Source organism: Sphingobium sp. FW305-3-2-15-F-TSA7, assembly GCF_058787155.1.
Genome location: NZ_JBYSZM010000025.1, coordinates 21,465 through 41,785, shown reverse-complemented (window position 1 = coordinate 41,785; position 20,321 = coordinate 21,465). Strand labels below are relative to the sequence as shown.

Genomic DNA, 20,321 nt, shown 5'->3' with positions numbered 1-20,321 from the left:
CTTCCGAACTTTTCCGCCGGTTTTTGCGGGTGAAAACCGGCCTGTGCTCGACTTTCCGCCTCGCCCCTGTCATCCATCGCGGCGATGCGGGAGAAGGAACTCAGGCTGGCGCTGGTCTGCTACGGCGGCATCTCGCTCGCAGTGTATATGCACGGCATCACCAAGGAGATCTGGAAGCTCGCGCGCGCCAGCCGTAACTTCCTCGACGGCAAGCCCGCGGAATCCGGAACGCAGGGTGTCTATCACCGCCTGCTCGAACTCATCGAAACCGAAGCGGGCGTACGGATGCGCGTGTTCGCCGATATCGTCGCGGGCGCATCGGCCGGCGGGATCAACGGCATCTTCCTCGCCCAGGCGATCTCGACCGGCCAGTCACTCGAACCCCTGACCGCCTTGTGGCTCGAATGCGCGGATGTCGAGAAGCTGCTCGACCCCGATGCGCGCCCCTTGAGCCGCCTCACCAAATTCTGGGCGACGCCGATCGCCTGGATGGCCGCGAACAAACCCGGCGGCACCGTCGACCAGACAGTGGATCCCGAGACCCGCGACGAAGTGAAGTCGAAACTCTCCAGCTTCGTGCGGGCCCGCTGGTTCGCCCCGCCCTTTGGCGGGCCGGGCTTCGTCAACCTGCTGATCGACGCGCTCGACGCGATGGCGGCTTCGGAACGGGGGCCGCGCCTGCTACCCGACAGCCAGCCGCTCGACCTGTTCGTCACAGTGACCGATTTCCACGGCCATCCCGAACGGCTGCGGCTCAACAGTCCGCCCGAAGTGGTGGAGACCGAGCATCGGCTGGTGCTCGGCTTCTCCGACCGCGACCGCGATGCGCGCGGTATCGGCCATGCCGCCGAACTCGCCTTTGCGGCGCGCGCGACCGCGAGCTTTCCGGGCGCCTTCCCGCCCTTCACCGTCGGTGAGCTCGATACCGTCCTGGCCTCGCGCAAGCGCGATTGGCCGGGACGCACGGCATTCCTCAAACGTGCCTTGCCGCGCCAAAGCGCTGCCGAGATGCTCGATCGCACAGTGCTGATCGACGGATCGGTGCTTGCCAATGCGCCGTTCAGGCCCGCGATCGACGCGCTCAAGAACCGGCCGGCCCGGCGCGAAGTCGATCGCCGCTTCGTCTATATCGATCCCAAGCCCGGCATCCGCAGCATCGGCCTGCCCCAGGGCGCGGGCGAGGATGCGCTACCCGGCTTTTTCGGCACGATCTTCGGCGCACTGTCCAACCTGCCGCGCAGCCAGCCGATCCGCGACAATCTGGAGGAGATCGAGCTGCGCTCCAGCCGGATCCGGCGAATGCGCGGCGTCATCGAGGCATTGCGCCCCGAGGTCGAGGAATCGATCGAATCGCTGTTCGGTATCACCCTGTTCCTCGACCGCCCCACCCCGGCGCGCCTGCGCGCATGGCGCGCCAAGGCGCAGGACCGCGCGGCAAAATCGGCGGGCCATGCCTATCCCGCCTATGGCCACCTCAAGCTGTCCAGCGTGGTGGAAGAGACGGTGTCGATGCTGTTCGCATTGTCGGGCCAGCATGGCAGCGTCTCTCGCGCCACATTGGACGACGCGGTCTGGGGCGCGCTCCAGACGAGCGGGCTGGACCGGATCAGCGGCCGCAGCGGCGCCACCCAGGCGGCCATCGATTTTTTCCGCTCGCATGATCTGGGCTTCCGCGTCCGTCGCCTGCGACTGCTGGCACGCCGGCTGACCGCACTGGCCGATGCGGAGATCGCGCCGGCGGCGGCAATCGACGGCATGCGCGATGCGATCTATCATTGCCTGGCGCTCTATCTCGACCGTGAGATGCGCGATTTCTATCCGATGGCGGTACGCGAAGCCGCCGCGCAGGCGGTGGAGAATCCGCAGGGCGCGCTCGACACCCTCGCCGCCGCGCGCAACCTGCGGGCGATCGACGACATGACCGACGAACGCATCGCCGAGGCGCTGGCGGCACTGCCCAAGGAGCAGCGCCGCCCCATGCTCCTCGCCTATCTCGGCTTTCCCTATTACGATATTTCCACCCTGCCCTTGCTCCAGGGCGAAGGGCTCGACGAATATGAACCCGTCAAGGTCGACCGCATCTCGCCCGACGATGCGACGGCGATCCGCGAGGGCGGCGCGGAAGCGACGCTGAAGGGCATCCAGTTCAACAGCTTCGGCGCCTTCTTCAGTCGTGCCTATCGCGAGAACGACTATCTCTGGGGTCGCCTTCACGGCGCCGACAGGCTGATCGACATATTGCTGTCCAGCCTTCCCGCCGGCCGGACGCTGCAGCCGGGCGAGGCCGCATCGCTCAAGCGGGCGGCGTTCCTCGCCATCCTCGACGAAGAGGAAGAAAGGCTGACCGCAGTGCCCGAACTGTTCCGCAAGCTGCGTACCGAGATTCCTCCGGCTTGAGTCCGAAGGGACATCCGGCCTAATGTTGTTCTCCCGTTACCGGCAGGATCATCGGCATGCAGTTTTTGAAGACGATCTTCTGGGTGATTCTGGCCGTGGTCGCCGTCGTCTTCTCGCTGGGCAACTGGACGCCCGTCACGCTCGAACTGTGGGGAGACGTCCAGGTCGATTCGAAGCTGCCGGTGCTGATGGTCGGCGCATTTCTGGTCGGACTGGTGCCGATGCTGATCATCCATCGCGCGACGCGCTGGCGCCTGCGCAAACGGCTAGAAAGCATGGAGCGCGCACTGAACGAGGCGCGCGGCATCGTCCCCGCGGTACCCGAGGCGCGCGAATCGATCCCGCCAGCGTCGATTCCCACCGCCGTGCCGCCGGGGGTTGCATGAGCAGCCCGATCTACGTCGCGCTCGACACGCCCGACATCGAACGCGCCAAGGCGATCGCCACCCGCGTCCGCAACCATGTCGGCGGCATCAAGCTCGGGCTCGAATTCTTCTCGGCTAACGGTCGCGCCGGCATCCGTGAGATGGCGACGCTCGGCCTGCCGATCTTCCTCGACCTCAAATTCCACGACATCCCCAACACCGTCGCAAAGGCGGTGCAGGCGCTGCGCCCGCTCGAACCCGCGATCATCACCGTCCATGCCTCGGGTGGCCGTGCGATGATGGAGGACGCCAAGGCCGCGGCACCGCTGGGCACCAAAGTGGTCGGCGTCACCGTGCTGACCAGCCTCGACGGCGACGATCTATCCTCGGTCGGCCTTGCCGCCGATCCGCACGAGCAGGTCATGCGCCTGACCGCACTTGCCCGCGAAGCCGGGCTCGACGGCGTGGTCTGTTCGGGCAACGAAGTCGCCGCGGCGCGGAAATTATGGCCCGGCGGTTATTTCGTGGTTCCCGGTGTCCGGCCGCCGGGCGGCCCGATCGGCGACCAGAAACGCGTGATGACGCCCCGCGCCGCACTGGACGCCGGCGCATCGGTGCTCGTCGTCGGCCGCCCCATCACCCAGGCCGAAGATCCGGATCTGGCGGCGCGCGAGATCGAAGCCACGCTTTAAAGCCTGGAGCGATCGCCAATCAGCCCATAGCTGCAAAAGGGATTTTCAGCGCTTTTGATGCTCATCACGCTCCTGGTCGCGGCGGCAGCACCAGCCTCACCACTCGCGCCGCCTCAGGAGCACTTTGAGGAAGCGATCTGGAACGACCTGCTCATCAACACGATTATCGGGACCGGTGATCAGGTCGCCGGCGCCTGGTATCAGAACGCAAGCGAGAACCCGACCCCGCCGGAGATGCGCATCCTGGATCTTGTATGCCGCCCACGCAGCACAGGGTATCGTTGCAGCTTCACCCTTGTCCGCATCGGCGGCACGGATATGTTTCGCGACGAGCCCTCCCCTGCACGTATATCCTGCCATGCCCGCTTCGTTTCCAAGGGCCTACGCGAGGGCCTGACCCTGGAACACATCCCCCCGCATGGTCGCCGCCGGCACAGCCTCAGCACAATGCGCTGCAGGCCGACCCAATAGCTCCATTCCCGAGCAAAGCGCCGTTGCGGGCAACCGAAGATCGTGGGACCAGCGGCGTGTTCAAAACAGCGAGGGCACATGATCGACTTTCAGAACGGTTCGATCTTCAAACTGAAGCAGAATAACGAATATGCGGGCATGGTTGCTAGCCTGCTCCTTCCAGGCGAGAACATCATCAGTGCATTCAAGGCACTGCGTGACGGCGTTGTCTTTACCGACAAACGCATCATCGCGGTCAACGTGCAGGGCATCACAGGCCGAAAAAAGGACTATACGTCGCTGCCCTACAGCAAGGTCGTGGTATTCTCTGTAGAAACCGCTGGATCCTTCGACTTGGATTCCGAACTTGAAATGTATTTCTCCGGCCTCGGCAAGGTGAAGTTCGAATTCACCGGAGAAACCAATCTTATCGAAATCGCACGGATCATCGGCGGCTTTGTTCTCTAAACTCCATCGATATGCGATCGCGCACGCCACGACGGTCGTGCTTTTGAGCCTTACGCTATCGGGTTTCGCCGCGCCTCCGCCCGATCCGGCCGCGCAGTTGACGCCTCGCTGCGGCGGCCCCTTCCGGCTGTGCGGCTATGTCGAGCGGGACAGCGGCATTCAGCGCATCCCCTTCCGCTTCGAGATCGCTCAGGATTTCAGCGAGGGGCTCGCTGCCGTGAGGATCGATGGGCGCTTCGGCTATGTTGACCGATCGGGCAAGCTCGTCATCCCCGCGCGCTACCGGGCGGCGGGGCCGTTCCTTCGCGGACATGCAGAGGTTCGGACCGGCCGGGGATCGGGCATCATCAATCGCGCCGGGCGCTTTGCGGTACACCCGAATTTCGACCGGATCATGCCGTTCAGCGCTGACAGTTTCATCGCAGCACCCCGGCGCCCCCGTTATGCGACGAGCGATGTGCGTGACGGATCGCTGTCCGGCTTTCCCGATCCGATGGCCTATCAACGGAACGGTGCGGGGCTGTACCATATCACCAAGGGCTGGCTGACCGCGCGAAATCTAAGCTTCAGCCGGTTCGATACGCCAGGCCGCGGCCTTGCCTGGGCGGCAGTGAACGATCGCGTCACTGGCGAAAAATGGGGTCTGATCCGCGCCGATGGTTTATGGCAGGTCCGCCCGCGCTACCGGCACGTCCAAAGCTTGGAGGACACGCTCGCCGTGGTGAGCGGCGTGCCTGATGGCCAGACGGATCGCCGCGATGCTATCCGCTCCGGCGCGGTCGATCGCAACGGCAGTCTCGTTATCCCCTTGCAGTTCGACCATCTGCACTGGCGTGGCCGCTATGGCATCGCCGTGAAGCGCGACCCCGCTAGTCCTGAGGACGCCCGCCAAAATCTGGGCGAAGCGATCGTCCATCCTAACGGAACGCTGCTGGCCCATCGCTATTTCGACAAGGTCGATCTCTCTGGCCCCGACAGGCTGCCGCGTGTGCAGGCCGGCGGTAAATGGTACAGCATCGCGTCGAACGGCGCGCTTCTGCCTGATCAACTCGACGGCGAACGCCTGCTGCGCTGCCCTGGCGGCCTCACCGTTATTCGGCGGGGTGATCTGGACGAAATCCGGCACGACGTGTCGGGCAAACTGATCGGCAGGTTCGATCACGGCTATGGTGCGCGGCGCTGTGACAAAGCACTCACCGTCCGACGCGGCGGCAGATCGAATATTATCTCGCAGGATGGTCGCCTGATCGGCGGCCCGGACGGCTTCGAGGCTCAGTATGATTTCCGCGATGGTTTCATACCCGTTCGAACGGGCGGTAAATGGGGCATCATCAATCGACAGGGCCGATTCACCGCGCCACCCGTCTTCGACCGGCTAACGCCAGAAGACGCGGGCATCTATAGGGTGGGCGACGGCGATGCCGCCCGCTGGATCGATACCCATGCCAAACCCGTCGCGCGCCCACCGGCGCGGCGGCCGGATCCCAGGCGATCGCTCACTTGCCCAGGCGGGTTACGCCTCTTCCAACGGCGCGGCCTTTGGGGTTTCGAAGATGGCAAAGGCCATGTCGTGATCGGCCCACGATACCGTGCGCTCTCCTGCTTCGAACAGGGCATATCATGGACGGCTACATCGTACGGCAGCAGTTGGTGTCCGATCGGGCCCGATGGGGTCAGGCGAACGGCGCTGGGCTGTCGCGAGGAATTTTATCCCATCACCGCGTCTCATAGTCGGCCGGAGTTTTTTGACGAAGATCCCTACGAAAACAGCGTATTGTGGACACGTGCCTTCCTGGACCACCTGGCCGGCAAACGCGCCGGTCCGCCCCGATGGTCGTCCGAGCCTCGCCTCCCACCCGCGACGATAAAAGTTTGGGGCTTCCGCGTGCTGATCGGTGGGTCGATCGCGATCCTCCTCGCCGCCGCCTGGATCTATCGGCTGCGACGGCCAGGCATCGACGCATCCTCGCGGCCCAAGGTTGAAGCCTATCAATCCGGAGGCGTTTGATGCGACTATGCCCCGCCACTGCTCCAAGACGGTACCCCATCACTGGCGCCTAGAGGAATATTGCAGATATATTTAGCGCGGCAACCGCAGCGGCACGCTGCTGGTGAACGACCGTCTCCAAGTCGCTGTTTGCAAGAGCTGGGAGATGCGATCCACTTCCAACGGGTCGGATCTTCCAGCCCAGAGATTGATGCCGCCCCTTGGCGGCCATCCGCGCCTCGAACGGTAGGACAAGATGACCAATCGACAGATGCCAACGCCGCGCTAAGGCCACCCCGATGATCGCCCGGATCCGAGAGTCGCGCCAGGCGCGGGGCCTGTTCGCCCTGCTGCTGATCTGTGCGCTCGCGATCCGCGCGGCAGTGCCGATGGGCTTCATGCCCGTCCAGTCCGCGCAGGGCGTCTTCGTTTCGCTCTGCACCGGGCAGGGAATCGCCAAGGTCTTTCTTCCCATCGAGCGCAAGGACGACCGTTCCGGCGATCACAAATCCGCCGAAGCGCCATGCGCCTTTGCCGCCGGACTGGGTGGTGGCCTTGTCGAACCCGCACCGGTCGAATTCGCATTCCGTTCCGATAGCGGCCATCGTCCGCCGCAGCCGCGCGCGATCGCCGATCTGGTTGTCCATCGCCTAGCCGCGCCGCCGCCACCTGCGCTTGGGCCGCCCGCCCACGCCTGACCGGCCGCGCGGCGCCCCGCATCTCCGATCGCCGCAGAACCGCGTATGGCCCGGCCATGCGCTGCACCGTCTCTTGTCCGGGGCGGCATGGGCGAAAGCACATCGATGTTCACCACTTCAGAGGCGCCCGGCGCCTTTATCGCACGTCTGCGGCGCATCCGCCGGTCGAGCTGGCTGCTGATCGCCGCCTGCACGATCGCGCGCATCGGCGACGCCGCCATCAACGACATGCCGGTGCCGAACGCGGCAGCGACCTCGCAACAGGAAGGAAATTCATGAAATATCTCATCATGCCGCTCGCGCTTGCCGCAACGGCGACAGCGCCGCTGACGGCACAAACCGTCCGCCAGGGCACGATCTCGATCGAGCAACCCTGGTCGCGCCAGACGGCCCCGGGCCAGTCCAATGGCGCCGGCTTCCTGACCATCGCAAATCGCGGCAAGGCAGCCGACCGGCTGCTCGGCGGCACTTCGCCCGCTGCCGCCAAGGTGGAAGTCCACAGCATGTCGATGGCGGGCGGCGTGATGCGCATGCGGCCGGTGACCGGTGGCCTGCCGATCCCGGCGGGCGGCAGCATCGCGCTGAAACCCGGCGGCTATCACATCATGCTGATCGGGCTGAAAGCACCGCTCGCGCCGGGTGCATCGGTGCCGGTGACGCTGCGTTTCGAGAATGCAGGCAGCATCGCCGTCCGCCTGCACGTCCAGCCGGTGGGCGCGACCGGACCGGAGGCGAGCCATGGACGCCATTGATCCGCCCCCGCCACCCGAGCGCTCCAGGCTTGGCCGTCTCCGCATTATGCTTTGGGGGCTCGTGCTGCTCGCCGCGATCGGCGGCGGCGCACTCTATGTCGTGAGCCTGCAGCGGACGCCCACGCCCGCCGATGCCTATGCCGCCGCATTTGGCGGCGACTTCGCCATGACCGACCAGACCGGCCGCACCGTCACCGACAAGAGTCTGCGCGGACGGCCTTATGCGATCTTCTTCGGCTTCACCCGCTGCCCCGATGTCTGCCCCACCACGCTCAACCGCATGGCGCAGCTTCGCAAGCAGCTTGGCCCCGACGGCGGCAAGTTCGACATCGTCTTCGTCTCGGTCGATCCCGGCCATGACAAGCGCGAAGATATCGGACGCTATGTGGAGCTGTTCGGCACACCGATCATCGGCCTGACCGGCACCGACGAACAGATCGCGCGGATCGTGAAGGCCTTCCACATCTATTATGCGAAAGTGCCGATGGAGGGTGGCGACTATACGATCGACCATACCGCCTCGATCTTCCTGATGGATCGCAAGGGACGGTTCGTGACGACGATCGATCACCAGGAAAACGACCGGATCGCGATCGAGAAGCTGAGGCGCGCGATCGTGGAGACCTGATCCCCCGCGCCGGTCGCGCGCTGCCCACGCAAAGGCGGATCGCGCGGCCGGCCGTCACCATTGCCAGATCGCCTGCATTGGAGGAACGTGTTTCGCCCGGAGCATGCGCAATGCCGCGCCGATAGGGAGTGATGGATGGATTTCCTGCGCATCGTCCGCTCGCTGGAGGAATTCCTCTACGAGGTGATGTCCTGGCTGGTCTTCTATCCCAGGACGCTGTGGCGCGCGATCCGTCATCCGCTCGACATATTGCGCTATTCCGAGATCGAGATGACCGACCAGCCGGACAAGCAGTTCACCGATCTGCTCAGCCCGCCGCTGTTCCTGATGATCACCATCCTGTTGTCGCACGCCATCGAAGTGGCATCGCATCAGGCGCTGCCTGCGCCGACGACCAGCATCGGCAAGGATCTGATGGCGTCCGAGCAGAATCTGCTGATCCTGCGATCGATCCTGTTCGCCATCTATCCGCTGATGTTCGCAATGCGCCGGCTGAAACGGCAGAAACTGCCGCTCGACCGCGAGACGCTCCGGAAGCCCTTTTTCGCGCAATGCTATATCGCGGCGCCGGCTGCCCTGGCGATCGGCATCGGGGCGATCCTGGCGCGTGCGCACAGCCTGGAGGCGCAGATTGCCGGGCTGGCAATCAGCCTTGCCGCCGTCGCCTGGTATGTCGGCGTGGAGGCAGCCTGGCTACGTAAACAGGCACGCCTCCGGGCTTTCCCGGCGATCCGCAGCGCGCTGGGGACCTGGCTTGTCGCATCGCTCCTCAATTCGGCGATCAGCGTGATGGTGCTGGGCCTGTAGAACCGGCTCTCCGATCGCAGCTTTTGACCATGATCGGCGTCCGCGACTGGCCGCTTCCGCCCGCACCCGCTATATCGGCGGGCCCTCCCGATCCGGATCGCCCCATGCGGACCAGACTGCTCGACGCCGACGAATTCCAGGCAACCGTCGCCGCCCCGATGCGCGATGGGCTGGCCTGCGCGACGAATGTCATCGACATCTGGCCCTATGTCTCGAATATCCCGATCGACCAATTGTTCGGAAACAGGATTGTCGAGGGTTGCGTAGAGGCCGCCTATCGCAACGCACATGGCAGCTTCGATCATGTTCTGGTGGTTACGCAGGATCCCAATGTGTTCGTGGTCGTCGTGATCGACCTGAAACGGGATACGATATTCGGCCACCATCTGCTCGACCTGAATCATGAATATGGCCTCGGCACCACCCACTGATCGCTTGGGCTCTCGTACGATGAACCTTGCGCAGCGCCAGCTCCGTCGCGGTGCCTCATCCCACCTGCCGGAACGGCTGCTCGGACTTGCGGCTACAAGTCCGGATGGTAAGGGCGCGCAATGACTATCGCCTCGCTTGCCATCCGTGCCGCGGAATTCGCCGACCTTGCGATGCTCCACCCCGTGATCGAGCGCGGCTATCGCGGTGACGCCGCGCATGCAGGCTGGACGCATGAGGCCGATCTGCTCGATGGCCAGCGCACCGACCTGGGCTCGCTCCGCGCCATTCTCGACACGCCCGGCACGCAATTGCTGGTCGCCGAGGCCGGGGCGGAGATCGCCGGCTGCGTCCAGGTCACCGATCGTGGCGCAGGCCGCTGCTATCTCGGCCTGCTCTGCGTCGATCCGCGGCTGCAGGCGGCCGGGCTCGGCCGGCGCCTGATCGGCGCGGCGGAAGATATCGCGCGCGACCGGTTCGGCGCCGCAACCATGGAAATGACGGTGATCGAGGCGCGCACCGAACTGGTCGCCTATTATGAGCGCCGGGGCTATCGCGTGACCGGCGAGCGTCGCGACTTTCCGATCGCTGTGACGCCGCCATTGTTCATGACCGTGCTCGAAAAGCCGCTGCCCTGAGGATCCGATGCCGACCCAAGCCAAGATCTGCGGATTGTCGACCGAGGCCGCGCTCGACGCCGCCATCGCCAACGACGCAAGCCATGTCGGCTTCGTCTTCTTCGCGCCCAGCCCCCGCAATCTCGATTTCGGCCAGGCGCGGGCATTGGCAGCGCGCGTGCCGGGGCATGTCCGCAAGGTCGGCGTTTTCGTCGACCCCGACGATGCGCTGCTCGATGCCGCGATCGCGGCCGGGCTCGACGCGCTTCAGCTCCATGGCAAGGAAACACCGGCCCGCACCGCCGCCATAAAGGCGCGTACGGGGCTGGAAATGTGGAAAGCGGTGCCGGTGCGCACCGCCGCCGATCTCGCGCCCGCTGCCGGTTTCCGCGGTGCGGCGGATTACATCCTCTATGACGCGAAGACACCCGACGCCGCATTGCTGCCCGGCGGCATGGGCCTGCGTTTCGATTGGAAGCTGCTCGAAGGCTTTGCGCATCCGCTGCCCTGGGCACTTTCGGGCGGCCTCGACGCCGGCAATGTCGGCGAAGCGATCCGCATGACCGGCGCCGCGCTGGTCGACACATCTTCGGGCGTCGAATCCGCGCCGGGCGTCAAGGATGTGGACAAGATCGCGGCATTCCTTAAAGCCGTGGCCGCATCATGACAGTTCAGCACACCCCCGCGGGAAGCGCCAATTCCCTCCGCACCCAGCCCGACGAACGCGGGCATTTCGGCCAGTTCGGCGGACGCTATGTCGCCGAGACGCTGATGCCGCTGATCCTCGACCTCGAGCGCGAATATCGCGCGGCGAAGCAGGATCCGGCGTTCAGGGACGAATTCGAATATCTGCTCAGGCAATATGTCGGCCGTCCGAGCCCGCTCTATTTCGCCGAGCGGCTGACCGAAGCGCTCGGCGGCGCGAAGGTCTATCTCAAGCGCGAAGAGCTCAATCATACCGGCGCGCACAAGATCAACAATTGCGTCGGCCAGATCCTGCTCGCGCGCCGCATGGGCAAGACGCGGATCATCGCCGAGACCGGCGCCGGCCAGCATGGCGTCGCCACCGCGACCGTCGCCGCTTTGTTCGGCCTGCCCTGCACCATCTTCATGGGCGCGGTCGATGTCGCGCGCCAACAGCCCAATGTGTTCCGCATGAAGCTGCTCGGCGCCGAAGTCCGCGCGGTCGAATCGGGCGCGAAGACGCTGAAAGATGCGATGAACGAGGCGCTGCGCGACTGGGTCGCCAACGTCCACGACACTTTCTACATTATCGGCACCGTCGCCGGTCCGCATCCCTATCCCGAGCTCGTCCGCGATTTCCAGTCGGTGATCGGCACCGAGGCGCGCGCGCAGATCCTGGAGGCCGAAGGGCGCCTGCCCGACATGCTGATCGCGCCGGTCGGCGGCGGATCGAACGCGATCGGACTGTTCCATCCATTCCTCGACGACAAGGATATCGAGATCGTCGGCGTCGAGGCCGCGGGCGACGGGCTCGATACCGATCGTCATGCGGCGAGCATCGCGGGCGGCGTGCCCGGCGTGCTCCACGGCAACCGCACCTATCTGCTCCAGGACGAGGACGGCCAGATCACCGAGGCGCATTCGATCTCGGCGGGGCTCGACTATCCGGGGATCGGCCCCGAACATGCCTGGCTGCACGATATCGGCCGGGTCCGCTACGAACCCGTCACCGATGCCGAGGCGCTGGCGAGCTTCCAGCGGCTGTGCAAGCTGGAGGGGATCATTCCCGCACTCGAATCCGCGCATGCGCTGGCCGCCGCCGAACGGATCGTGCCCGGCATGGCAAAGGACAAGATCGTGATCGTCAACCTGTCCGGGCGGGGCGACAAGGACATCTTCACCGTCGCCCAGGCGCTGGGAGTGGAATTGTGATGTCAGTCCCCACACAATGTCACCCCAGCGAAAGCTGGGGTCCATGCGATCTCAACCACATCACTGTTGCCGTCGACACTGCATGGATTCCAGCTTTCGCTGGAATGACGGGGGGATGCTGATGAGCAGGTTGAGCAGTGCTTTCGCTCGTGCCGCGTCGGACAACCGCGCAGCACTGGTGACCTTCGTCACCGCCGGCGATCCCTCGCCCGACGGCACCGCGGCGGTCCTCGACGCGCTCGTTGCCGGCGGCGCCGATGTGATCGAGCTGGGCATGCCCTTCACCGATCCGATGGCCGACGGGCCGGCGATCCAGCGCGCCAATCTCCGCGCGCTCGGCGCAGGCGTCACGACCGCCGCGATCCTCGACATCGCGCGCGGCTTTCGCGCCCGCCATCCCGATACGCCGCTGGTGCTGATGGGCTATGCCAATCCGATGGTCCGCCGCGGCCCCGAATGGTTCGCCGCGGCTGCGCGCGATGCCGGGGTCGACGGCGTGATCTGCGTCGATATCCCGAGCGAAGAGGACGACGCGCTCGGCCCGGCGCTGCGCGCCGCGGGCATCGACCTGATCCGCCTCGCCACGCCGACGACCGACGTCGCGCGGCTGCCCGCCGTGCTCGAAAGCGCGTCGGGCTTTCTCTATTATGTCTCGGTCGCAGGGATCACCGGGCTGCAACAGGCGGCACAGGCCAGTGTCGAGGCGGCCGTAGCGCATCTGAAGGCGGCGACTGACTTGCCCGTCGCGGTCGGCTTCGGCGTCCGCACTCCCGAACAGGCCGGCGCGATCGGCCGCGTCGCCGATGGCGTCGTCGTCGGCTCGGCGATCGTCGAACTGGTCGAAACCCATGGTGCCGACGCCGCCGGGCCGGTCAGACATTATGTCGCGTCGCTTGCCGCGGCACTCGCGACCGCACGAAAGGAGCTCGCAGCATGAGCTGGATCAACCGCGTCCGCAACGCCATCCCCTTCATCGCCAAGCGCGAAACCCCCGACAATCTCTGGCACAAATGCCCGGGCTGCGCGCAGATGATCTTCGTCAAGGAATATGAGGAAAATCTGTCGGTCTGCCCCAAATGCGGGCATCACGGGCGCATCGGCCCGAAGATCCGTTTCGCCCAGCTTTTCGACGAAGGCCGCTATCGTGCGGTGCCGAACCCGAAAGTGGCGGACGACCCGCTGAAGTTCCGCGATTCGAAGAGATATACCGATCGCATCAAGGCCGCGCGCGCCGCCACCGGAGAGGTCGATGCGCTGCTCAACGCCATCGGCACGATCCAGGGGCATCGCGCCGTCGTCGGCGTGCAGGATTTCGCGTTCATGGGCGGATCGATGGGGCTCGGCGTGGGCGCGGCGTTCGTCGCGGGCATCCGTGCCGCGATCGAGGAGCGCGCACCCTATGTCATCTTCACCGCGGCCGGCGGCGCGCGCATGCAGGAAGGCATATTGTCGCTGATGCAGATGCCGCGCACGACGGTCGCCATCGCCGAACTGCGCGAAGCCGGCCTGCCCTATATCGTTGTGATGACCGATCCCACCACGGGCGGAGTCACCGCATCCTATGCGATGCTGGGCGATGTCCAGATCGCCGAACCCAATGCGCTGATCGGCTTTGCCGGCCAGCGCGTGATCGAAAGCACGATCCGCGAAAAGCTGCCCGAAGGCTTCCAGCGCGCCGAATATCTGCTCGCTCACGGGATGCTCGACATGGTGGCGGAACGCAAGGACCTGCCCGCCACGCTTGGCCGGCTGATCGGATATCTGTGCGGGGATCGGGCCGCCGCCTGACCATAGGCCCCGACATGGCTGATTCCGCTCGCTCCGCCGATCCCGCCGTCCAGCGTCAGCTCGATCGGCTGACGATGCTGTCGCCCGGCCGCGACATTCTGGGGCTCGAGCGGATCACCGCGCTGCTCGAACGCCTCGGCAATCCGCAGGAAAAGCTTCCACCGGTCTTTCATGTCGCGGGCACCAACGGCAAGGGATCGACCTGCGCGTTCCTGCGCGCCGCGATCGAAGCGGCGGGGCTGCGCGCCCATGTCTACAGCTCGCCGCATCTCGTCCGTTTCAACGAGCGCATCCGGATCGCCGGTCAGCTGATCGACGATGCCGAACTCGCGCGGCTGCTCGCCGAGGTGCTCGACTGCTCCGAGGACATCCAGCCCAGCTTCTTCGAAGCGACGACCGCGGCCGCCTTTCTCGCCTTCACGCGCCATCCGGCCGATGCCTGCGTCATCGAGGTCGGACTCGGCGGCCGGCTCGACGCCACCAATGCCCTGCGCCACCCGGTCGCCTGCGGCATTGCGCAACTCGGTATCGATCACGAGGCGTTCTTGGGGGCGAGCGAGGTCGAGATCGCCGGCGAAAAGGCGGGGATCGCCAAATCCGGCGTACCGCTCGTCACCATGGATTATCGCGCGGCGCTCGCCGCGCGAGTCGCCACGGTTGCGGCAAGCGCGGGTGCGCCGGTCCTCGCCCGGCGCGATGCATGGGACGCAGCAATCTATCAGGATCGCCTCCATTATCGCGACTCGCGCGGCAAGGTCGAGGCACCGCTGCCCCGCCTGCCGGGTGCGCATCAGGCGATGAATGCGGCGCTCGCTTTCGCGATGCTGCGACACCAGGACTCCATCGTCATTCCCGACGCCGCGCTGAAGGCCGCGACCGGCTGGGCCGAATGGCCGGCGCGCATCCAGCGTCTCGAAGCCGGGCCGCTGCGCGACCTGCTCCCGGCCGATGCCGTGCTCTGGCTCGATGGCGGCCATAATCCGGCCGCGGGCGAGACCATCGCCGCGCATTTCCGGGAAGCCGGCACGACCGGGCTCCACATCATCCTGGGCATGCTCGCCAACAAGGATCCACAGGGCCTGCTGTCTCCCTTTGCCGGGATCGCGGCGAGCCTGCAGACCGTGACCGTCCCCGATCACGAGCATCACGCGCCCGCCGATCTCGCGCGCATCGGCACGGCGCTCGGCATTCCGTCCCAGCCCGCAACCGACGTCGCGGCCGCGCTGCGCCGGATCGCCGACGACGATGCCGGGCCGGCGCAGGTGCTGATATTGGGATCGCTCTATCTTGCGGGCGAGGTCCTTGCCGCGAACGGCCAGATTCCGACCTGAGACGCGATCGGCCTGGCATTCGATGGATCGGGCGCCGCGCGATCAGGGATTGATCCGGCTGGATTGACGCATCTTTTGTCATTCCCGCGGAGACGCACTGGTGTCCGGGATTTTATTCGGGATGCGCGATGGCGGGATTTTCTCCTCTCCATCGAAGATGGGGAGGGGGACCGCCACGGCGTGAGCCGTGGTGGTGGAGGGGAAATGCGATGCTGACGCCACGCACGGTTTTCGGCGACGTTATCCCGCAATTTCTGCTCGTTGCGGCGGGAAATGACGCATCGAAACTCCCCTCCACCGCGCCGCTTCGCGTCGTGGTCCCCCTCCCCACGCTGCGCGTAGGGAGGAGAGGTTTGGCCCTCCCAGTCCAGATCATGTCTCGACGGTAAGTTCGTGGGCATCCTCTCGGGATTTATCGGACCCGCGAGAAAATTCTGACAGTAAAATCCCGGACAGCAGTGCGCGGAGGCGGGGATGACAGTGGGGAAGCGTTTTTCATCTGCGCCGAAATCCCTCCGACAGAGTCGCTATTGATATTGACTTGCAATAAGCTGGTGCCATGATGGCGCTATCAGCGAGGATAGCGCGATGTCAGATCACAATACCGACGATCTTTCCACTTCCACCCGCCCGCTCCCCAGCGGCCGGAGCGACCGGATCCTGCTGTTCGCGGTGCGGCGTATCGCGGTGCATGGCCTGGATGACGCCCATGCCGCCCATGCCATGTTCGCGCATTTCGGGCTGGGCTATCGCCGACCATTGGTGCTCATCCGGGCGATGATGGCGGAGATCGCGCGCGCGTCGTCGCTGACGGTGATGGTCGCCCCATGCTGCTGCACGCGGATGACGCGCCATGAAGCGGATCTGCTGACCGCGATCGAGGCCGGGCTGGAGGATGCGCCCCGCGCCAATGCGCTGCTCGGCGAATTGATGGGGACGCCCGATACGCTCGGCGTGCTCACCACCGCCCAGGCGGTCGCGCAATCCTTCTTCGATCTCGGCAAGCCGCTTTCGCTCTACGATTCATGATGCGCTTGCCGCCGATATGGTGGCACCCCATATCCGCGCCATGATACCCTTTTCGGTCCTCGACCTCTCCTCGATCGTCGAGGGCAGCAATGCGGGCCGCGCGCTCGCCAACTCACGCGATCTTGCGCGCCATGCCGAAGCGCTGGGCTATAAGCGCTTCTGGATGGCCGAGCATCACGGCATGGCGGGGATCGCGAGCGCCGCGACCGCGGTCGCGCTCGCCCATGTCGCCGACGGCACGTCGACGATCCGGATCGGTGCCGGCGGGATCATGCTGCCCAATCATTCGCCGCTGGTGATCGCCGAACAGTTCGGCACGCTTGCGGCACTCCATCCCGGCCGCATCGACCTGGGCCTGGGCCGCGCGCCGGGATCGGACATGCGCGTGGCTCAAGCGCTGCGCCGCAATCTCAATTCCGACGCCAACCAGTTCCCGCGCGACGTGGTCGAGCTGCAGGCCTATTTCGCTGGCGATCCGCGCATCGGCATCGAAGCGGTACCGGGCAATGGCGAGGATGTGCCCCTCTACATATTGGGATCGAGCCTGTTCGGCGCCCAGCTAGCCGCGGCACTCGGCCTGCCCTTCGCCTTCGCATCGCATTTCGCGCCGGGCGACATGGACGAGGCGATCGCGCTCTATCGCCGCAACTTCATGCCGTCGGCGCAACTCGACGCCCCCTATGTCATGCTCGGCTTCAATATCTTCGCGGCGGACAGCGATGCCGAGGCGGAGCTGCTTGCCAGCTCGATGCAGCAGGCCTTTGTCGCGCTGCGCACCGGCAATCCGCGCAAGCTGCCCCCGCCCCTACCCGGCTATCGCGATACCCTGCCGCCCCAGGCGCGCACCATGCTCGACCATGTCCTCCAGGCATCGGCGGTCGGATCGCCCGAAACCGTGCAACGCCAGGTCGCGGCATTTTTGAAACGGACGGGTGCGGACGAACTCATCATCACCTGCCAGATGTTCGATCATGATGCGCGCAAGCGCTCCTTCTCGATCGCCGCCGAAATACGCGAAAGCCTTGCCGTCGACACACCGGTCTGCTGAAGCACGGCCATGTCGACACATACGCGCCGCATCGGGCCATTGACCGTCTCGGCCATCGGGCTGGGCTGCATGAATCTCAGCCATGGCTATGGCCCACCGCCCGGCGACGACGAGTCGATCAGGCTGATCAACCGCGCGCTCGATCTCGGCTGCACCTTTCTCGACACCGCCGCGATCTACGGCGTCGGCGGCAATGAGCGACTGCTCAATCGCGCCGTGATGCATCGCCGGTCGGAATTCACCCTGGCCAGCAAATGCGTTCTCGATGCCGTCGACGGCAAACGCGTGCTGGACGCGCGTCCGGAGGCGATCCGCAAGACGCTGGACGATGCGCTCGCCCGGCTCGGCACCGACCATGTCGATCTTTATTACCTCCACCGGCCCGACCCGCAGGTGCCGATCGAGGAATCGGTCGGCGAATTGTCGCGCGCGGTCGAAGCCGGCAAGATCCGCACGATCGGCCTGAGCGAAATGTCCGCACCGACGATCCGGCGCGCCCATCAGGTCCACCCGATCGCCGCGGTCCAGAGCGAATATTCGCCCTGGGTGCGCAATCCCGAGATCGCGGTGCTCGACGCCTGCCGCGAACTCGGCATCGGCTTCTTCGCCTTTTCGCCGGTCGGACGCGGCATGCTGACTGGCACGGTGCGCATGGCAGCCTATGAAAAGGGCGACATGCGCAACCAACTGCCACGCTTCCTGGAGCCGCATCTCAGCCACAATCTGGTGGCGGTCACCCGGTTCGAGGCGCTTGCCGCCGAAGCGGGCATGACCCCGGCCCAACTCGCTCTCTGCTGGGTGCTTTCGCGCCACGAGACAATCGTGCCGATTCCCGGCACGCGCAGCATCGCCCATCTGGAAGAGAATCTCGCGGCGGCCGACCATGCCCCGCCTTCGGAAATCCTGTCGCAGGTCGACGCGCTCTTTCTCGGCGACGCCGTCCATGGCGGGCGTTACAGCGCCGAGATGCAGGCGATGGTGGGTACCGAAACCTTCCCCGGTGAGCTCGGCTGAGCGAAGGGGGAAGCGAGATGAGCAAGGGTGGTCCTTTCCTCGCGCGGATGAAGCATGGCTTCGCCAAGCGCTGCCCGATTTGCGGAGAGGGTCCGTTGTTCCGCGGCTATCTCAAGGTCCATGCCACATGCCCGCATTGCGGCGAGGACAATGGCCGCCACCGCGTCGACGATGCCGCATCCTATTTCACCGTGCTGCTGGTCGGCCATCTCGTGCTCGCGCCGATCCTGCTGATCGAGCCATTGTGGCTGATGCCGCTATGGCAGTCGCTCGCGATCGTGTTGCCGGCGATGATCGGCGCCACATTGGTCGCGCTGCCGCATATCAAGGGCGCAGTGCTGGGTGCGCTTTCCGCGGTCGGCAGCAGCGGTTCGGCCTGAGCCTCGGCGCGATCTGCAAGACCAGAGAAATCGAAACATTCAAAGCTCAGGGTTCGCGCACCGCTTCGATCGCCGACAGATTGTTGCGCATGATCATCCGCTCGATCTTGCCGTCCCCGCCCGTCACGAATTCGACCCAGCGGTCCGCATCGCCCAAGAAGATGAAATTGCTGCGGTCGGCCGGCACCAGAACATCGCCGCTGCCGGCGGCGCGGCCGACCCTGAGTGCACCGTCGACCACCGAAACATAAACGACCGGGATCGGCGCCTGCATGCGCATCCTCTCTCCGAGCACGCCCGGCGACGGCTGCAGGCGATAGCTGCCCTGCAATTCGGCCAGCCGCTGGACGGGCAGCGTCACTGCCGGCAGATCCTCGACACCCGTGTCCCGCCAGCCCTCCGCGGCGGCGACCGCGCGCCGGATCTCGGGATAGAGCCGCGCACCGTCGGTGCCGTTGGTGAAGATCACCGCGCCATTGCCGCTGGCCAGATTGCCCTCCATCCATGCGCGGTAGCTGTCGTTCGATCCGCCGTGATGGAAACGGCGCGTCAGACCATGGCCTTCGACGAACGGCCCCAGGCCGACCGTGCCCGGCGCCACTTCAGTCATCATCTGCTCCGCCAGCGCCCGGCTGAGGAATGCGCCCGGCGCGCCACGATAGGATGCGATGAACGCCGCGACCATCCGGGCATAGTCGCTGGGCGTGGTCCACAGGCCCGACGCCGCGGTTTCCGGCATCGTCTCATAGCCGCGCGGCAGCGCGGTCGGCCTGCCCTTCGCGTCATGTGCCATCGCGATATCGCCGAACCGGGGATCGAGCGGCTGGCGATAGGTGCTGCGCGTCATGCCCAGCGGCCCGAACAGATAGCGCCTGGCCGCCGTCTCGAAATCGACGCCCAGCACGTCTTCGACGACGAGCTGTTCGATCGTCACGCCGCCACCCGAATAGCGGAATTGCGTGCCGGGCGTGTAGACCGTGCGCACCGCCTCGGTCCGCGACGGCGGGCGCCCCTCCAGCGTATCGATGATGGTGGGGAGCGCCGCGCCCGGCTGATAGTCCGGAAAGCCATGCACATTGAGCCCCGCCGTGTGGGACAACAGGCGGCGCAGCGTAACCGCACGCCCCTGCGCCAGCGGGCTTGCCGGAACCTTCCAGCGCTTGAGATAGTCGTTGACGTCACGATCGAGATCGAGCCGCCCCTCGTCGACCATGCGCAGCACAACGGCCGCGGTGCCGACCTTGCTGAGCGATCCGACCGAGAACATCGTCTCGGCGGTCACCGGCTCAGGCTTCCCCGCCTGGCACACGCCATATCCGCGTGCCCAGGCAAGCTTGCCGTCGCGCAACACCGCCACGCTGGTGCCGGCCACGCCATGAACCGCCATACGCTCCGCCACGGTCCAGCGGGTTTCCGGGGTGCCTGCAATATGCACCGCCGGCCGCAGGCCGGTCGCCACCGTATCGCCATCGCTGGCAGACGCCGCCACTGCGAACAGGGCCGAAGCGAACATGAAGACAGCGTGCGACCTACGGATCATCGTTA

General features: G+C 65.7%; 23 protein-coding genes. 22 read left to right on the top strand and 1 reads right to left on the bottom strand.

From position 1 onward, the window contains the following. The first annotated feature begins 84 nt into the window (after positions 1 to 84). The 22 genes from AC3WN8_RS19235 to AC3WN8_RS19130 all read left to right on the top strand — a co-directional run bounded on the left by AC3WN8_RS19235 (position 85) and on the right by AC3WN8_RS19130 (position 18,776). On the top strand, positions 85 to 2,397 hold the full coding sequence (locus AC3WN8_RS19235; protein ID WP_492671086.1) for a patatin-like protein: 2,313 nt from the start codon (positions 85 to 87) through the stop codon (positions 2,395 to 2,397). 56 nt (positions 2,398 to 2,453) lie between these two features. Continuing rightward, positions 2,454 to 2,783: a lipopolysaccharide assembly protein LapA domain-containing protein gene (locus AC3WN8_RS19230; protein ID WP_492671085.1), complete on the top strand. Its 330-nt coding sequence runs from the start codon at positions 2,454 to 2,456 to the stop codon at positions 2,781 to 2,783. Then, positions 2,780 to 3,454, top strand: coding sequence for an orotidine-5'-phosphate decarboxylase (gene pyrF / locus AC3WN8_RS19225; RefSeq protein WP_492671084.1), 675 nt, complete (start codon positions 2,780 to 2,782; stop codon positions 3,452 to 3,454). Before AC3WN8_RS19230 ends, pyrF begins: the two co-directional genes overlap by 4 nt. Positions 3,455 to 3,511: 57 nt before the next feature. Next, entirely contained in the window at positions 3,512 to 3,925 is a 414-nt protein-coding gene (locus AC3WN8_RS19220) for a hypothetical protein (protein WP_492671083.1), read from the top strand. A gap of 78 nt (positions 3,926 to 4,003) precedes the next feature. Next, complete coding sequence (locus tag AC3WN8_RS19215) at positions 4,004 to 4,372, top strand: PH domain-containing protein (RefSeq protein ID WP_492671082.1); 369 nt, start codon at positions 4,004 to 4,006, stop codon at positions 4,370 to 4,372. 37 nt (positions 4,373 to 4,409) lie between these two features. Continuing rightward, on the top strand, positions 4,410 to 6,380 hold the full coding sequence (locus tag AC3WN8_RS19210) for a WG repeat-containing protein (RefSeq protein WP_492671081.1): 1,971 nt from the start codon (positions 4,410 to 4,412) through the stop codon (positions 6,378 to 6,380). 278 nt (positions 6,381 to 6,658) lie between these two features. Further along, positions 6,659 to 7,057, top strand: a complete 399-nt coding sequence (locus AC3WN8_RS19205; protein ID WP_492671080.1) for a hypothetical protein — start codon at positions 6,659 to 6,661, stop codon at positions 7,055 to 7,057. A gap of 105 nt (positions 7,058 to 7,162) precedes the next feature. Continuing rightward, positions 7,163 to 7,336, top strand: a complete 174-nt coding sequence (locus AC3WN8_RS19200; RefSeq protein ID WP_492671079.1) for a hypothetical protein — start codon at positions 7,163 to 7,165, stop codon at positions 7,334 to 7,336. Then, positions 7,333 to 7,809, top strand: a complete 477-nt coding sequence (locus tag AC3WN8_RS19195; protein WP_492671078.1) for a copper chaperone PCu(A)C — start codon at positions 7,333 to 7,335, stop codon at positions 7,807 to 7,809. The genes AC3WN8_RS19200 and AC3WN8_RS19195 overlap by 4 nt, the downstream gene beginning before the upstream one ends. Continuing rightward, entirely contained in the window at positions 7,796 to 8,437 is a 642-nt protein-coding gene (locus tag AC3WN8_RS19190) for an SCO family protein (RefSeq protein WP_492671077.1), read from the top strand. Before AC3WN8_RS19195 ends, AC3WN8_RS19190 begins: the two co-directional genes overlap by 14 nt. A 135-nt stretch (positions 8,438 to 8,572) precedes the next feature. Next, positions 8,573 to 9,244 carry a hypothetical protein gene (locus tag AC3WN8_RS19185; RefSeq protein ID WP_492671076.1) on the top strand — a complete coding sequence of 224 codons (672 nt, stop codon included), beginning with the start codon at positions 8,573 to 8,575 and terminating at the stop codon, positions 9,242 to 9,244. Positions 9,245 to 9,348: 104 nt separating this feature from the next. Continuing rightward, positions 9,349 to 9,675: a hypothetical protein gene (locus AC3WN8_RS19180; RefSeq protein ID WP_492671075.1), complete on the top strand. Its 327-nt coding sequence runs from the start codon at positions 9,349 to 9,351 to the stop codon at positions 9,673 to 9,675. A 120-nt stretch (positions 9,676 to 9,795) separates the two neighbouring features. Continuing rightward, the gene (locus AC3WN8_RS19175; protein ID WP_492671074.1) at positions 9,796 to 10,311 is read left to right on the top strand and encodes a GNAT family N-acetyltransferase; all 516 of its coding nucleotides are present in this window, start codon (positions 9,796 to 9,798) and stop codon (positions 10,309 to 10,311) included. A gap of 7 nt (positions 10,312 to 10,318) precedes the next feature. After that, the gene (locus tag AC3WN8_RS19170) at positions 10,319 to 10,957 is read left to right on the top strand and encodes a phosphoribosylanthranilate isomerase (RefSeq protein WP_492671073.1); all 639 of its coding nucleotides are present in this window, start codon (positions 10,319 to 10,321) and stop codon (positions 10,955 to 10,957) included. Continuing rightward, a complete protein-coding gene (gene trpB / locus AC3WN8_RS19165) occupies positions 10,954 to 12,186 on the top strand; it encodes a tryptophan synthase subunit beta (RefSeq protein WP_492671072.1) in 1,233 nt (410 codons plus the stop codon). The genes AC3WN8_RS19170 and trpB overlap by 4 nt, the downstream gene beginning before the upstream one ends. A 121-nt stretch (positions 12,187 to 12,307) precedes the next feature. Beyond that, the gene (gene trpA, locus AC3WN8_RS19160) at positions 12,308 to 13,123 is read left to right on the top strand and encodes a tryptophan synthase subunit alpha (RefSeq protein ID WP_492671071.1); all 816 of its coding nucleotides are present in this window, start codon (positions 12,308 to 12,310) and stop codon (positions 13,121 to 13,123) included. Beyond that, positions 13,120 to 13,974, top strand: coding sequence for an acetyl-CoA carboxylase, carboxyltransferase subunit beta (gene accD / locus AC3WN8_RS19155; RefSeq protein ID WP_492671070.1), 855 nt, complete (start codon positions 13,120 to 13,122; stop codon positions 13,972 to 13,974). The genes trpA and accD overlap by 4 nt, the downstream gene beginning before the upstream one ends. A gap of 14 nt (positions 13,975 to 13,988) precedes the next feature. After that, the gene (locus AC3WN8_RS19150) at positions 13,989 to 15,305 is read left to right on the top strand and encodes a bifunctional folylpolyglutamate synthase/dihydrofolate synthase (RefSeq protein ID WP_492671069.1); all 1,317 of its coding nucleotides are present in this window, start codon (positions 13,989 to 13,991) and stop codon (positions 15,303 to 15,305) included. Positions 15,306 to 15,893: 588 nt separating this feature from the next. Then, the gene (locus AC3WN8_RS19145; RefSeq protein ID WP_492671068.1) at positions 15,894 to 16,334 is read left to right on the top strand and encodes a DUF6628 family protein; all 441 of its coding nucleotides are present in this window, start codon (positions 15,894 to 15,896) and stop codon (positions 16,332 to 16,334) included. A gap of 40 nt (positions 16,335 to 16,374) precedes the next feature. Beyond that, positions 16,375 to 17,382, top strand: coding sequence for an LLM class flavin-dependent oxidoreductase (locus AC3WN8_RS19140; RefSeq protein ID WP_492671165.1), 1,008 nt, complete (start codon positions 16,375 to 16,377; stop codon positions 17,380 to 17,382). Between the two features lie 9 nt (positions 17,383 to 17,391). After that, the gene (locus AC3WN8_RS19135) at positions 17,392 to 18,396 is read left to right on the top strand and encodes an aldo/keto reductase (RefSeq protein WP_492671067.1); all 1,005 of its coding nucleotides are present in this window, start codon (positions 17,392 to 17,394) and stop codon (positions 18,394 to 18,396) included. 17 nt (positions 18,397 to 18,413) lie between these two features. Further along, positions 18,414 to 18,776, top strand: a complete 363-nt coding sequence (locus tag AC3WN8_RS19130; RefSeq protein ID WP_492671066.1) for a DUF983 domain-containing protein — start codon at positions 18,414 to 18,416, stop codon at positions 18,774 to 18,776. 46 nt (positions 18,777 to 18,822) lie between these two features. Here AC3WN8_RS19130 and AC3WN8_RS19125 read toward each other — a convergent pair whose 3' ends face one another. Next, complete coding sequence (locus tag AC3WN8_RS19125) at positions 18,823 to 20,316, bottom strand: serine hydrolase domain-containing protein (protein WP_492671065.1); 1,494 nt, start codon at positions 20,314 to 20,316, stop codon at positions 18,823 to 18,825. Positions 20,317 to 20,321: the final 5 nt, after the last annotated feature.

Bases quoted from the DNA above. Each gene is read 5' to 3' on its own strand.
- AC3WN8_RS19200 (WP_492671079.1), top strand. From the start codon at position 7,163: ATGTTCACCACTTCAGAGGCGCCCGGCGCCTTTATCGCACGTCTGCGG.
- AC3WN8_RS19190 (WP_492671077.1), top strand. From the start codon at position 7,796: ATGGACGCCATTGATCCGCCCCCGCCACCCGAGCGCTCCAGGCTTGGC.
- AC3WN8_RS19135 (WP_492671067.1), top strand. From the start codon at position 17,392: ATGTCGACACATACGCGCCGCATCGGGCCATTGACCGTCTCGGCCATC.
- accD (WP_492671070.1), top strand. From the start codon at position 13,120: ATGAGCTGGATCAACCGCGTCCGCAACGCCATCCCCTTCATCGCCAAG.
- AC3WN8_RS19140 (WP_492671165.1), top strand. From the start codon at position 16,375: ATGATACCCTTTTCGGTCCTCGACCTCTCCTCGATCGTCGAGGGCAGC.
- trpA (WP_492671071.1), top strand. From the start codon at position 12,308: ATGAGCAGGTTGAGCAGTGCTTTCGCTCGTGCCGCGTCGGACAACCGC.
- AC3WN8_RS19235 (WP_492671086.1), top strand. From the start codon at position 85: ATGCGGGAGAAGGAACTCAGGCTGGCGCTGGTCTGCTACGGCGGCATC.
- AC3WN8_RS19145 (WP_492671068.1), top strand. From the start codon at position 15,894: ATGTCAGATCACAATACCGACGATCTTTCCACTTCCACCCGCCCGCTC.
- AC3WN8_RS19170 (WP_492671073.1), top strand. From the start codon at position 10,319: ATGCCGACCCAAGCCAAGATCTGCGGATTGTCGACCGAGGCCGCGCTC.
- AC3WN8_RS19125 (WP_492671065.1), bottom strand. From the start codon at position 20,316: ATGATCCGTAGGTCGCACGCTGTCTTCATGTTCGCTTCGGCCCTGTTC.
- AC3WN8_RS19230 (WP_492671085.1), top strand. From the start codon at position 2,454: ATGCAGTTTTTGAAGACGATCTTCTGGGTGATTCTGGCCGTGGTCGCC.
- AC3WN8_RS19220 (WP_492671083.1), top strand. From the start codon at position 3,512: ATGCTCATCACGCTCCTGGTCGCGGCGGCAGCACCAGCCTCACCACTC.
- AC3WN8_RS19185 (WP_492671076.1), top strand. From the start codon at position 8,573: ATGGATTTCCTGCGCATCGTCCGCTCGCTGGAGGAATTCCTCTACGAG.
- AC3WN8_RS19205 (WP_492671080.1), top strand. From the start codon at position 6,659: ATGATCGCCCGGATCCGAGAGTCGCGCCAGGCGCGGGGCCTGTTCGCC.
- AC3WN8_RS19175 (WP_492671074.1), top strand. From the start codon at position 9,796: ATGACTATCGCCTCGCTTGCCATCCGTGCCGCGGAATTCGCCGACCTT.
- AC3WN8_RS19130 (WP_492671066.1), top strand. From the start codon at position 18,414: ATGAGCAAGGGTGGTCCTTTCCTCGCGCGGATGAAGCATGGCTTCGCC.
- AC3WN8_RS19180 (WP_492671075.1), top strand. From the start codon at position 9,349: ATGCGGACCAGACTGCTCGACGCCGACGAATTCCAGGCAACCGTCGCC.
- AC3WN8_RS19195 (WP_492671078.1), top strand. From the start codon at position 7,333: ATGAAATATCTCATCATGCCGCTCGCGCTTGCCGCAACGGCGACAGCG.
- AC3WN8_RS19150 (WP_492671069.1), top strand. From the start codon at position 13,989: ATGGCTGATTCCGCTCGCTCCGCCGATCCCGCCGTCCAGCGTCAGCTC.
- trpB (WP_492671072.1), top strand. From the start codon at position 10,954: ATGACAGTTCAGCACACCCCCGCGGGAAGCGCCAATTCCCTCCGCACC.
- pyrF (WP_492671084.1), top strand. From the start codon at position 2,780: ATGAGCAGCCCGATCTACGTCGCGCTCGACACGCCCGACATCGAACGC.
- AC3WN8_RS19215 (WP_492671082.1), top strand. From the start codon at position 4,004: ATGATCGACTTTCAGAACGGTTCGATCTTCAAACTGAAGCAGAATAAC.